Source organism: Arthrobacter sp. SPG23, from assembly GCF_000876655.1.
In the GTDB taxonomy this organism is placed as follows: Bacteria; Actinomycetota; Actinomycetes; order Actinomycetales; family Micrococcaceae; genus Arthrobacter.
In genome coordinates, this window is the sequence record NZ_JYCN01000026.1 from 338739 (window position 1) to 352017 (window position 13279).

Consider the following 13279-nt stretch of genomic DNA (forward strand, 5'->3'; position numbering starts at 1 on the left):
TCCTGGCCGGGGCCTGTCCTAGCCGACCGACGCCGGCTGGGCCGCCGCGCCTTCAGGGTGCGGCGTTGCTGCCTCGCTGCGTTCAGCCGGGGCGTCCGCTGCTGCTTCCGCTGGGTGCGGCACAAACCGGACGAACATGGCCTTGAACCCTGGGGTGTTTGATACCCGGGCCACGTTCTCCTTGTGCACCAGGGCGTTGGCCTCCGGGAAGTACGCCGCGGCGCAGCCCTTGGCCGTCGGGTAGGCCACCAGCCGGAACTTGTCCGCCTGCCGGTCGTTCCCGCGGAATGTGCTCACCACGTCCACCAGATCCCGGTCCTGGAAGCCGAGTTCGGCCAGGTCCTCCGGATGCACCAGGATCACCCGGCGGCCGTCCGAAATGCCGCGGTACCGGTCATCCACGCCGTAGAACGTGGTGTTGTACTGGTCGTGGCTGCGGATGGTCTGGAGCACCAGGTGGCCCGCCGGCGGGGTCAGGTACTCCAGCGGGCTGACCGTGAAGCGTCCGCGCCCGATGTCCGTTTTGAACGACCGGGTGTCCCGCGGCGGGTTGGGCAGCACAAAGCCGTTCTTGGTCCGGACGCGCTGGTTGAAGTCCTGGAAACCCGGGATGACCCGGGAGATGTGGTCCCGGACCACGTCGTAGTCCGCGGCCATGGCCTTCCAGTCCACCGGGTGGTCCGCGCCGAAGGTGGCGTCAGCCATCCGGGCGATGATCACCGGCTCAGCGAGCAGGTGCTCTGACACCGGGTGGAGCCTGCCCTGGGTGGAGTGGACCACGGACATGGAGTCCTCCACGGACAGGAACTGGGCGCCGCCCGGGTGCTTGTCGTCCTTGTCCGTCCGGCCCAGCGTGGGCAGGATGAGCGACGTGCGGCCGTGAACCACGTGGGACCGGTTGGGCTTGGTGGATACGTGAACCGTCAGGCCGATCCGCTGCATCCCGGCCTCCAGGGTCTCGGTGTCGGAGCAGGCCAGGGAGAAGTTGCCGCCCATGGACACGAAAACGTCCACGTCGTCGCGTTCGAAGGCCTCCATCGCCTCCACGGCGTCGTAACCGTGGCCGCGCGGTGACTGGATTTTGAACTCCTTATCCAGTGCTTCGAGGAGCCATTCCTTCGGCTTCTCCCAGATGCCCATGGTCCGGTCGCCCTGGACGTTGGAGTGTCCGCGGACCGGGCAGGCCCCGGCGCCGGGCTTGCCGAAGTTGCCCTGCAGGAGCAGGACGTTGACCATTTCCTTGATGGTGTCCACCGAGTGGGGCTGCTGCGTGACGCCGAGTGCCCAGCAGAAGATGGTGGCCTTGGACCGGATCAGCATGCCGGCCACGTCCTCGATCTGCGTCCGGGCCAGGCCGGTGGCCTTCTCGGTCTCGTCCCAGTCCAGTTCCCGGCGGGCGTCACGGTAGGCGTCGAAGCCGTCCGTCTGCGCGTCGACGAAGGAACGGTCGACGACGGTGCCCGGGTTCCGCTCTTCCTCCGCCAGGAGCAGGTGGCCCAGGGCCTGGAACAGTGCCAGGTCCCCGCCCACCTTGATCTGCAGGTATTCGTCGGCCAGCGGGGTGCCGTGTCCCACCACCCCGGAGACGGTCTGCGGGTCCTTGAAGTTGAACAGGCCGGCCTCCGGCAGCGGGTTCACCGCCACCACCTTGCCGCCCTTGTCCTTGCACTCCTTCAGGGCAGACAGCATCCGGGGATGGTTGGTGCCGGGATTCTGTCCGACGACGAAGATGAGCTCGGAATCGTGGATGTCATCCAGCGAGACGGTGCCCTTGCCGATGCCGATGGTCGGGTTCAGCGCTGACCCGGAGGATTCGTGGCACATGTTCGAGCAGTCCGGCAGGTTGTTGGTGCCCAGGGCCCGCGCGAACAGCTGGTACATGAACGCCGTCTCGTTGGCGGTGCGCCCCGAGGTGTAGAAAACGCAGCGGTCCGGCGTGCTGGCCCGGATGTGTTCGCCGATCAGCTCGAAGGCGTCCGCCCAGGAGATCGGCGAGTAGTGGGTCTCCCCTTCGCGGATCACCATCGGTTCGCTGAGCCTGCCCTGGTTTCCCAGCCAGTACTCGGTCTTACCCCTCAGCTCCGCGATGGAATGACGGGCCCAGAACTCGGCGCCGACCGTCCTGAGGGTGCTCTCCTCTGCCACGGCTTTGGCGCCGTTCTCGCAGAACTCCGCCGTCTTGCGCTTCTTGTCCGATTCCGGCCAGGCGCACCCGGGGCAGTCGAAGCCGCCGCGCTGGTTCAGCCGGAGCAGCGAATGGGCCGTCCGGGACACCCCGGCCTGCGCCACGGCGCGCTCCAGCGCCACCATCACCGCTTTGACGCCGGCCGCTTCCCTCTTCGGCGGGTGGACTTCGAGCTGGTCCTCGTTGATATCCGCAACCGGGGCCGGCTGCCTGCCGAACCTGGGAGTTTTCACTGGTCTACCTTGGCCAGAGTCTCGCGTTCGGCCCCGATGGTGGTGTTGTCGCCGTGGCCGGTCCGGACCACCGTAGCGGCGGGCAGCGTCAGCAGCCGGTCGCGGATGGAGGCGAGGATGGTGGGGTAGTCACTGTAGGACCTGCCCGTGGCGCCCGGACCGCCGTTGAACAGCGTGTCTCCGGTGAACACCGTCCCCTGCTCCTCGAGCTGGAAGCAGGTGGATCCCGGCGAGTGGCCCGGGGTGTGGAGGGCACGCAGGGTGGCCCCGCCCACCTGGAACACGTCTCCGTCTGCGAGGAAGCGGTCCGGCTTAACGTCCGGATAGACCTGCTCCCACAGCACCAGGTCGTCAGGGTGCAGGTAGATCGGCGCGTCCACGGCCTCGGCCACGGCACGCGCCGCCCCGATGTGGTCGTTGTGGGCGTGCGTGAGCAGGATGGCCAGGACCTTCCGGCCGCGGACCTGGCGGATGATCGCTTCCGCGTCATGCGGGGAGTCGATGATCACGCATTCGTCCTCGTTCCCCACGATCCAGACGTTGTTGTCCACATCCCAGGTGCCGCCGTCGAGCGAAAACGTCCCTGAGGTGACCAGGTTCTCGATGGTGACGCTCATACAGCGGCCGCTTCCGTGGCGGTGGCGCCTGCGGTTTCAGCGGCCGGGCGGATCTCCACCACGGAACGCAGCACTTTGCCTTCATGCATCTTGTCGAAAGCCTCGTCCACCTGGTCGATGGTGATGCGTTCGCTAACAAAGGCGTCCAGGTCCAGGTTGCCCAGCTTGTACTGCTGCACCAGCATCGGGAAGTCGCGGGAGGGCAGGCAGTCGCCGTACCAGGACGACTTCAGGGATCCACCCCGGCCAAAAACATCCAGCAATGGCAGCTCGAGCTTCATGTCCGGCGTCGGGACGCCCACCAGCACCACGCGGCCGGCGAGGTCGCGTGCGTAGAACGCCTGCTTGTACGTTTCGGGGCGGCCCACCGCTTCAATCACGACGTCCGCACCGTTGCCGCCCGTCAGTGCCCGGATGGCCTCGACGGGATCTTCCTTGCTGGAATCCACGCCGTGGGTGGCGCCGAGGGCCTTGGCCATTTCCACCTTGTTGGCGTCGATATCCACCGCGATGATCGTGGTGGCGCCGGCGAGCTTTGCGCCCGCAATGGCGGCGATGCCCACGCCGCCGCAGCCGATCACGGCGACGGATTCGCCGCGCTTGACCTCACCGGTGTTGATGGCGGCGCCAATACCTGCCATGACGCCGCAGCCGAGGAGCCCGACGGCGGCCGGATCGGCGTCGTCGTCAACTTTGGTGCACTGCCCGGCGGCGACGAGCGTCTTCTCCGCGAACGCGCCGATGCCCAGCGCGGGCGAGAGTTCCGTGCCGTCTTCGAGGGTCATCTTCTGCGTCGCGTTATGCGTGTTGAAGCAGTACTGCGGCTGGCCCTTGGCGCAGGCGCGGCATTCGCCGCACACAGCCCGCCAGTTCAGGATCACGCGGTCGCCGGGGGCCACCTGGGTGACGTCCGGCCCGACGGCGCTGACCACGCCGGTGGCCTCATGGCCCAGCAGGATGGGGAAATCGTCCGTGATTCCGCCCTGCTTGTAGTGCAGGTCCGTGTGGCAGACGCCGCAGGTGAGGATATCCACCAATGCCTCGCCCGGTCCCGGATCCGGTACCAGGATGGTCTCCACCGAGACCGGAGCATTCTTTTCCTTAACGACGACGGCTTTGACTTTGTGAACCATGATTCTTGTGTTCCTTTCCTGAGCCCGGGGGCTCGCTCGCAACGGCACCCACTGCCAATCTAGCTGACTCGTTGCGGTTCCAAATCTTCTTCCAGCGGCTCAAGGCCCTGATCGGCGCCCCGGCCCGGGGCCGAAACCCGGACCCGATCCGGGGCCGGAGCCGGGACAGCGGCCTGCGGTGCTGCCTGGGCTGCGGCGGGCACTGCAGCGTGCTCCGCCAGGACGCCCGTGCGGTGCCTGATCCTCAGACGGTAGAGCAACGCCCCGCCAATCGCGACTGCGCCGACGAAGATGACGCCGCCCCACTGGAGGTACCACTCGAACGGCGGCACGGAATTGTAGATCTCCGGGCGCGGCCAGATCAGGTTGAGCGTCATGGCGCCGCCCCACAACACGGCGAGGATATTAACCGGCATCCCCCATTTGCCCAGGCTGAAGCCGGGTTCCGAAATGCTGTTAGTACCTCCTGCGTCCGTAAGCGGCCATTTCTTCAGCAGCCGCTGCCGCAGCATCGGCACCGTGACCAGCAGGTAGGACAGGTAGATCAGCACGATGCTGATGCTGGACATGATGGTGAAGATTGCCGGCTGCGTGATGTTGACGATCAGCGGGACGACGGCCAGGATGCCGATGACGATGGCGGCCACCGTGGGGGTCTTGCGGACGGGGTCCACTTTGCCCAGCTGGCGGCTAAAGGGCAGGTTGTTGTCCCGCGCCATGGCGAACATCATCCGGATGGCGGCGGCGTGGACGGCCAGGGTGCAGACCACGACGGCCACCACGATGCAGACCAGGAATGCCTTGCCGAACGGGCCGCCCAGCACGGACAGGACCACGTACTGCAGTCCACCGTCCGCAGCGCCCACCTTCGGGTCGTTCAGGTCCGGCGCAGCCAGCAGCCCGCCGAGGAGGATCAGGCCGCCGAGCACGAAGGACGCGGTGACGGCGCGCAGGATCGCCTTGGGGGCCGTGCGCTTCGGATCCTTGGTCTCCTCGCCCAGGGAACTCGCAGTGTCGAAGCCGTACATGACGTAGCCGGAGGCCATGGCGCCGATGAGGAACACCCCGAAGAATCCCAGGGGGTGCTCGTCGCCATAACCGGCAGTCTCGAAGAGGACTTCGGGACCGCGCACCACATGCCAGCCGAGGGCCAGGATGAGCAGCACGGCCGCGGCCAGTTCCACGAACACGCCGATGCTGTTGATCCGGGTCATCAGCTTGACGCCGAAGGCGTTGATGAGGGTGGAGATGCCGATCATGATGCTGGCCAGGATCACGCCGTTGACGGCAAAGTCATAGGGACCTGTCCCGTCCCCGATGAACTGGAAGCCGGACCAGATTTGCGGCAGCGTGAGCTGCAACGCCAGGGCCACCGCACCGAGCGCCATGATGGAGGAGAGCAGGAGCAGCCAGCCGGCCAGCCAGGCCCAGGTTCCGGAGGACAGCCGCTTGGCCCAGTTGTAGACCGAGCCGGCCACCGGGTAGCGGCCCGCCAGTTCGGCGAAGCACAACGCCACCATCAGCTGGCCGGCGAAGACGAGGGGCCAGGACCAGGCGTAGGCGGGGCCGGCCATGGAGAAGCCGAAGTAGAACAGTTGGAAAACGCCGGTGAGGATGGAGATGTAGCTGACTCCGGCGGCGAAGCTGGCGAACTTGCCGATGCTGCGGTCCAGGGTCTGGGCGTAGCCGAATTCGTCCATGCCGCTTGAGTCAACGCTTTTGGAGGGTTCTAACGTGGTGGGTTCTGACATCTGAGCTCCTAAGTCGAATAGCACGATGCTGCAGGCCCGCTGCCTGAAGGCGCAGGCGTAATCGACGGCCGGCGCGGACAAACTGCGCCAAACCGGTTTCCCCATAGGTGGTGCGTGGTTAGAGGTGGCCGAACCAGCGGCTGGGACCCGGCCGGGTGTTCTGCCAGACGTGCTTGGTTTCCCGGTACTCAGCCAGGCCCAGCACCCCGAGTTCCCGTCCGTTGCCGGACTGCCCGAAGCCGCCCCATTCGGCCTGCGGCACATAGGGATGGTAGTCGTTGATCCACACCGTGCCGTGCCGCAACTCCTGTGCCACGCGCTGGGCACGGGATCCGTCACCGGTCCACACCGCGCCGGCCAGGCCGTAGACGGTGTCGTTGGCCAGCCGGATGGCCTCGGCCTCGGTCCGGAAGGTTTCCACGGTGAGCACGGGCCCGAAGGATTCCTCCTGCACCACGCGCATGCTGCTGTTGCAGCCGTCCAGGATGGTGGGCGGGTAATAGCTTCCCCCGGCCAGCTCCGGCTGGCCGGGGATGGTCCCGCCGCACACCAGCCTGGCGCCTTCGGCGACGCCGGCCCGGACATAGGCGTGCACCTTGTCCCGGTGGGCGAACGAGATCAGCGGACCGGTCTCGGCCAGTTCGTCGAACGGACCGCCCAGGCGGATCTTGCGGGCCCGGCGGGCCACCTCCGCCACGAATTCCTCGTGGATGGACTCCTCGACGATCAGCCGCGCGCCCGCGGAGCAGACCTGCCCCGAGTGCAGGAAGACAGCGGTCAGGGCGAAGTCGACGGCGGCCTCCCGGTCGGCGTCGGCGAACACAATGTTGGGGTTCTTCCCGCCGAGCTCCAGGGCCACCCGTTTTACCGTGTCGGCCGCCGCCGCCATGATGCGCTTGCCGGTGGCCAGGCCGCCGGTGAAGGACACGAGGTCCACCCGCGGATCGGTGCTGAGGACGGCGCCGACCTCCGGGCCGGTGCCGGTGACCAGGTTGGCGACGCCTGCGGGCACCCCCGCCTCCCGGAGCGTCTCCATGAGCAGCACGGCCGTGGACGGCGTCAGCTCGCTGGGCTTGAGGACGAACGTGTTGCCCGCCAGAAGAGCCGGCGCCACTTTCCAGGACACCTGCAGCAGGGGGTAGTTCCAGGGGGTTATCAGCCCGCAGACGCCCACCGGCATGTGCACCACCCTGCTGATCGCATCAGGGTTGCCGGTGTCGATCACCCGGCCCGCGTCGGTGCCCGCGATGCCGGCGTAGTAGCGGAAGCAGGCGGTGACGTCATCGATGTCGTATTCGGCCTCGACGTACCTCTTCCCGGTGTCCAGCGCCTCGGCCCTGGCGTACTCGGCCTTGTCGCGTTCCAGCAGCTCAGCGACCCGCTGCAGGACCCTCCCCCGCTCGCGTTCCGGCGTACGGGGCCACGCGCCGTCGTCGAACGCCTTGCGGGCGCTGGCCACCGCCGCTTCGGCGTCAGCCGCGGTGCCCTCGGCGACCACGGCGACGGCGGTTCCGTCGGCCGGGCAGCTGATGGTCCGGGTCCGGTCTCCCGACGACGGCGCCCATCCGCCGTCGACGTAGACGCCCCGGGCGAGCTCCACTTGGGTTTCGGTCGTCACGTTGCCTCCCTAGCCCTTCGCCGCTGCGGCAGCGGCCTGGTTCCGCACCAGCGGGCTGTGCCCGTGGCGGTAGAACTCGGCATGCTGCGGGGCCAGCGGGGCCGTGCCGGCAATCAGGTCGGCCGCCTTTTCGGCGAGCATCATCACCGGGGCGTAGATGTTGCCGTTGGTCACATAGGGCATGGCCGAGGCATCCACCACACGGAGGCCCTGGACGCCGTGCACACCCATGTCGAGCGGGTTGACCACGGCCATCGGGTCCGATTCAGGCCCCATCTTCGCGGTGCAGGACGGATGCAGGGCTGTTTCGGCGTCGCGTGCCACCCAGTCGAGGATTTCGGCGTCGGTCTGGACACCCCGGCCGGGGGAAAGTTCCCCGCCGTTGAAGGGACCCATGGCGGACTGGCCGAGGATGTCGCGGGCGATGTGGATGGCTTCCACCCATTCGCGGCGGTCCTGGTCGGTGGAGAGGTAGTTGAAAACCATGGAGGGGTGCACGGTGGGGTCAGTGGATTTGATCTTGAGGCTGCCGCGGGCGTCGGAGTACATGGGGCCGATGTGCACCTGGTAGCCGTGCTTCGCGTCGGCCTTCTGGCCGTCGTACCGCACGGCGACGGGCAGGAAGTGGAACATCAGGTTGGGGTACGCCACCTCGTCGTTGGAGCGGACGAACCCGCCGCCTTCGAAGTGGTTGGTGGCCGCGGGACCCTTGCGGCCCAGCAGCCACTGGAGGCCGATGAGCGGGTAGCGCCACAGGTCAAGGTTCGGCTGCATGGACACCGGCTGGGTGCAGGCGTGCTGGATGTAGACCTCAAGGTGGTCCTGCAGGTTCTCCCCCACGCCGGGGAGGTGGACCACGGGTTTGATGCCGAGGGACTTCAGGTGCGCGGCGTCCCCGATGCCCGAAAGCTGCAGCAGCTGGGGGGTATTGATGGCTCCGCCGGACAGGATCACCTCGCCGGCGTTCACCACGTGCGTCTTGCCGTTGCGGCGGTAGGTGACGCCGGTGGCAACGTTGCCCTTGAAGTTCACCTTCGTGACCAGGGCCCGGGTGAGGACCGTCAGGTTGGGCCGTTTGGCACCGGGACGGAGGTAGGCACGGGACGCGGAGAGCCGCTGGCCCTTGTGCACGTTCCGGTCAAAGGCCGCGAAGCCCTCCTGGCGGTAGCCGTTCACGTCATCGGTCAGCGGGAAGCCCGCTTCCTGTGCCGCCTTGAAGAAGGCCTGGAACAGCGGGTTGGTGGCGGGCCCGCGCTCCAGGACCAGGGGTCCCGAGTGGCCGCGGAGCTCATCGTCCGGATCGGCCGCGAGGGCGTTTTCCATCCGGTTGAAGTACGGCAGGCAGTGCGCGAAATCCCACGATTCCATCCCGTCGTCGGCTCCCCAGCGTTCGTAGTCCAGCGGGTTGCCGCGCTGGAAGATCATGCCGTTGATGGAGCTGGAGCCGCCCAGGACCTTGCCGCGGGCATGGGCCACCCGGCGTCCGCCCATGTGCGGCTCCGGATCCGACTCGTAGCGCCAGTCGTAGAACGGGTTCCCGCTGGGGAAGGTCAGGGCGGCCGGCATCTGAATGAACAGATCCCAGGGGTAGTCGCTTCGTCCCGCCTCCAGGACCAGGACACTGCGCGTGCCACCTGCACTCAGGCGGTTGGCCAGCACGGAACCGGCACTTCCCCCACCGACGATGACGTAGTCGTAGCTGGTCTCTGTCATTCTGCAAAGTCTCCTTGTACGTCGTGAGGACCCGGCGTCGCCGTTCCATCGAGAAGCAATCCTGCGCATCGCGGATTCGGATCCGGCCGTATTGCGTATTACACAACACGATGCACATAGCGCGTACTGGAAAATATGACAGCCGTCACAAGGGGTGTCAATAGATCGCCGGAGTACTACGCGGCAGCCCTGGGCAGGCCGAAAAATGAGTTGTCGGAGAGCGCAACTCGGTTTCTTTTGACGCAACGGATCAGTCGGGCTTTGCGCAGCCGCAGGGCTGAGAGGCAGCAAATAGCCGATCAGAGTTCATATATTGGAAACAAGAAGGTATTGACTGTGTTACATGTCACGCCTAGTCTGGTGCAACAGCGTTGCGCTGAATGCAACCCCAAACACCTTGGTGGATACATGAGTAACGAAACTTCCTCTCCCGCTCTTGCGGGAGGACTGGGCGCGGAGCAGGATGGCGTGCATGAAGGCCGCCGCGCCGGCCGCAGCACGTTGAGCGGCCAGAATTTCCAACCTGCTGACAACGGTGTCAGCAAGGAAACGCGCCGCAGAGTCATCGCGGCCAGCTTTATCGGCAACTTCGTTGAATGGTTCGACTACGCCGTTTACGGCTACCTGGCCGTTACGATCGCGACGGTTTTCTTCCCTGAATCAGATCCCCAGACCGGGCTTCTGCTGACTTTCGCCCTGTTCGCGATTTCATTCCTGGTGCGCCCGCTCGGCGGGTTCGTCTGGGGCCATATCGGTGACAGGGTGGGCCGGCGGACCGCTCTCTCGCTGTCAATCCTGATCATGTCCGGAGCGACTTTCTGCATTGCTCTCATTCCCGGCTACGACACCATCGGCATCTGGGCTCCGATCCTGCTGCTGATCATCAGGGTCGTGCAGGGCTTCTCAGCCTCAGGGGAATACGCCGGAGCATCGGCGTTCCTGGTCGAATACGCCCCCGCTAACAAGCGGGGCGTCTACGCCGCGGTGGTTCCTGCGAGCACCGCAGCAGGCTTGCTCCTTGGTTCCCTGTTGGCGGGCCTGCTGACAGTCCTGCTCAGTTCCGACTCGATGCAGAGCTGGGGTTGGCGCCTGCCGTTCCTGCTGGCTGCCCCGATGGGACTGATCGGACGCTACATCCGCACCAAGCTGGAAGACACCCCGGTGTTCCGCGAAATGGCCGCGGAGGACGAGGCTGTCAAGGCACCTGTTTCCAGCCTGTTCCGGAACCACTGGCGGCAGCTGCTGCAGGCCGTCGGGGCTGTACTGCTCAACGCCGTCGGCTTCTATGTGATCCTCAGCTACATGCCCACCTATCTGTCCTCAGAGCTGGGCCTGGGCGCAACCGAGTCCTTCCTGGCCACCACCATCGCGCTGGTCACGTACATCGGGTTCATCTTCCTCACCGGGATGCTCTCGGACCGTTACGGCCGCAAGAAGGTGCTCATCAGTGCATCCGTCGCCTTCATCGTGCTGACGGTGCCGGCGTTCGCCCTCCTGGGAACCGGGAACTTCCTGATCATCGTCCTGGTCCAGATCCTGCTGGGTGCGATGCTCACCCTCAACGACGGCACGCTCCCCAGCTTCCTGGCCGAAATGTTCCCCACGCGTGTCCGCTATAGCGGCTTCGCGGTCAGCTTCAACCTCTCCAATGCCCTTTTCGGCGGCACCGCCCCGTTCATGGCAACACTCCTGATCGCTGCCACCGCAAGCGATCTGGCGCCGGCCTGGTACCTCGTCGCCGCGGCAGTGATCTCCCTGATCGCCGTTTCGCTGTCCAGGGAAACCTGCAAAGAACCGCTGCGCCACGAATAGCCAAACTTCTTCCACTCACCTCACATAACTGCACCACAGAAAGGCATCACCACCATGACCACCACAACATCCGAGAACGCAACGTCCGTCGCCGAACTGGAGCGCACCAAGGTCCTGAAAAACGGGGACAAGGTGAAGCTCACCTTCTCCGACACCGAGTTCGAGCGCCGCCTCGCCGGCCTGCGCCGCATCATGGCAGAGAAGGACCTGGACGCCGTCGTCCTGACCAGCTACCACTCCATCAAGTACTACTCCGACTTCCTTTTCACCACCTTCGGCCGTTCCTACGCCATGGTGGTCACCAAGGATGACACCGTCACCGTCACCGCCAACATCGACGCCGGAATGCCCTGGCGCCGCAGCTACGGCGACAACATCGTCTACACCGACTGGCGCCGGGACAACTACATCTTCGCCATCCAGGAAGTCCTGCGCACCCGCGGCATCAACCCGCGCCGCCTCGGCGTCGAGGACGACTCGCTGCCGCTGGATAACCGCAACAAGATCCAGGCCGCTTTCCCCTCCGCAACCCTCGTGGACGTGGCCCAGGCCGCCATGCGCCAGCGGATGATCAAGTCCGCCGAGGAGATCGAGGTCATCAAGCACGGGGCGCGCATCGGCGACCTCGGCGGCGAAGCCATCCGCAACGCCATCACCGCAGGCATCACCGAATACGAAGTCGCCCTGATCGGCACCGAAGCCATGGTCCACGAAATCGCCCGGACCTTCCCGGATTCCGAGATCCGCGACACCTGGGTCTGGTTCCAGTCCGGCATCAACACCGACGGCGCACACAACTGGGCCACCACCCGCAAAATCCAGGAACACGACATCCTGTCGCTGAACTGCTTCCCCATGACCTCCGGCTACTACACAGCCCTGGAGCGCACCCTGTTCTACGGCGAACCGGACGCCCGCTCGCTGGAACTGTGGAACATCAACGTCGAGGTCCACAAACGCGGCCTCGAACTCATCAAGCCCGGCGCCGTCTGCAAGGACATCGCCGCCGAGCTCAACGAGATCTACGTCGGCTACGGACTGCTCGCCAACCGCACCTTCGGCTACGGCCACTCCTTCGGTGTCCTGAGCCACTACTACGGCCGCGAAGCCGGACTCGAACTCCGCGAAGACATCGACACGGTCCTCGAACCCGGCATGGTCGTCTCCATGGAACCCATGATCACGGTCCTCGACGGACAACCCGGCGCCGGCGGCTACCGCGAACACGACATCCTGGTGGTCGGCGAGGACGGCGCGGAGAACATCACCAAGTTCCCGTTCGGTCCGGAATACAACATCATCGGGGCCTAAGAGCACCGCAGTTGCCACACCCTGAAAGCGGCGCCACGTCCTTCGTGGCGCCGCTTTCAGGCTTACATACGGAATGATGGTGGGCATTATGACCTCTGCAGAAGCTCCCGAAACCAGCAGTAACGGCGACACCAAGGGCACGTCCGTCATCGTCAACGCCATCGCGGTGCTTCGAAGTTTTACCGCGGACGAGCCCCTGCTCGGCGTCACCGAGATCGCCAACCGCGTGGGCCTGCACAAGAGCACTGTCTCCCGCATCCTGGCCACGTTCGAGCAGGAACACCTGGTGGAACGGGATCCGGAGACCCGCAGGTTCCGACTGGGCCTGGGCCTCATTGCCGTCGCCGGGCCGCTGCTGGCAGAACTCGAAGAGCGCCGCGTGGCCTACCCCGTGCTGCGCGAACTGACGGAGCAAACGGGCGAAACCAGCGCCCTCATGGTGTGGAACGGCTCCGAGTCGATGTGCGTGGAGCAGATCGCCAGCCATCACCAGATCAAGCACACCACGCCGCTGGGCGCCCGGTACAAGGACGCCCTCAGCGCTTCCGTGCAGGTCTTCCTCGCCGCCGAGCCTGCCGAGCGGGTACGGATGTTGCTCCGCAGCGGCGAAATTGCCTATCCGGGCCTGGACGACACCAGCCTCGAGGCCTACCTGATCCGGCTCGGCGACGTCGCCCGTCGCGGCTGGGCCACCAACTACGGCGAGTCGTCACTGGACGAAGTAGGCCTGGCCGCCCCCGTGTTCGACCACCGCGGCGACATCGTGGCGGCGGTCCTCATCCCGGCACCCCGCTTCCGGGTCTCCCCCGACACGCTGCAACGCCTCGGGGAATCCTGCAAGGCAGCCGCGGACCGCGTCACAGCCCGCCTGGGCGGCGTGTCCCCCGCGCGCTGACCCCGGTTTAA

At 66.0% G+C, this 13279-nt stretch carries 9 protein-coding genes; 3 read left to right on the top strand and 6 right to left on the bottom strand.

Features of this window, described 5'->3' with window-relative positions; translation table 11 throughout:
- Positions 1 to 18: 18 nt before the first annotated feature.
- The 6 genes from TV39_RS18770 to betA form a co-directional block, all read right to left on the bottom strand.
- Positions 19 to 2418: an FdhF/YdeP family oxidoreductase gene (locus TV39_RS18770; RefSeq protein ID WP_043484536.1), complete on the bottom strand. Its 2400-nt coding sequence runs from the start codon at positions 2416 to 2418 to the stop codon at positions 19 to 21.
- Positions 2415 to 3035, bottom strand: a complete 621-nt coding sequence (locus tag TV39_RS18775; RefSeq protein WP_043484538.1) for an MBL fold metallo-hydrolase — start codon at positions 3033 to 3035, stop codon at positions 2415 to 2417. The genes TV39_RS18770 and TV39_RS18775 overlap by 4 nt, the downstream gene beginning before the upstream one ends.
- On the bottom strand, positions 3032 to 4168 hold the full coding sequence (locus tag TV39_RS18780; protein ID WP_043484539.1) for an S-(hydroxymethyl)mycothiol dehydrogenase: 1137 nt from the start codon (positions 4166 to 4168) through the stop codon (positions 3032 to 3034). Before TV39_RS18780 ends, TV39_RS18775 begins: the two co-directional genes overlap by 4 nt.
- A 59-nt stretch (positions 4169 to 4227) precedes the next feature.
- Entirely contained in the window at positions 4228 to 5919 is a 1692-nt protein-coding gene (locus tag TV39_RS18785) for an APC family permease (RefSeq protein WP_043484540.1), read from the bottom strand.
- 118 nt (positions 5920 to 6037) lie between these two features.
- Positions 6038 to 7537 (bottom strand): aldehyde dehydrogenase family protein, encoded by a 1500-nt coding sequence (locus TV39_RS18790; protein WP_200891053.1) that lies wholly within the window; start codon positions 7535 to 7537, stop codon positions 6038 to 6040.
- A gap of 9 nt (positions 7538 to 7546) precedes the next feature.
- A complete protein-coding gene (gene betA / locus TV39_RS18795) occupies positions 7547 to 9250 on the bottom strand; it encodes a choline dehydrogenase (RefSeq protein ID WP_043484542.1) in 1704 nt (567 codons plus the stop codon).
- Between the two features lie 408 nt (positions 9251 to 9658).
- Here betA and TV39_RS18800 point away from each other — a divergent pair, with 408 nt between their 5' ends.
- From TV39_RS18800 to TV39_RS18810, 3 genes are all read left to right on the top strand, one after another.
- The gene (locus tag TV39_RS18800) at positions 9659 to 11062 is read left to right on the top strand and encodes an MFS transporter (RefSeq protein ID WP_043484543.1); all 1404 of its coding nucleotides are present in this window, start codon (positions 9659 to 9661) and stop codon (positions 11060 to 11062) included.
- Between the two features lie 54 nt (positions 11063 to 11116).
- Positions 11117 to 12373: an aminopeptidase P family protein gene (locus TV39_RS18805; RefSeq protein ID WP_043484544.1), complete on the top strand. Its 1257-nt coding sequence runs from the start codon at positions 11117 to 11119 to the stop codon at positions 12371 to 12373.
- A gap of 88 nt (positions 12374 to 12461) precedes the next feature.
- Positions 12462 to 13268 (top strand): IclR family transcriptional regulator, encoded by an 807-nt coding sequence (locus TV39_RS18810; protein WP_043484791.1) that lies wholly within the window; start codon positions 12462 to 12464, stop codon positions 13266 to 13268.
- Positions 13269 to 13279 lie beyond the last annotated feature (11 nt).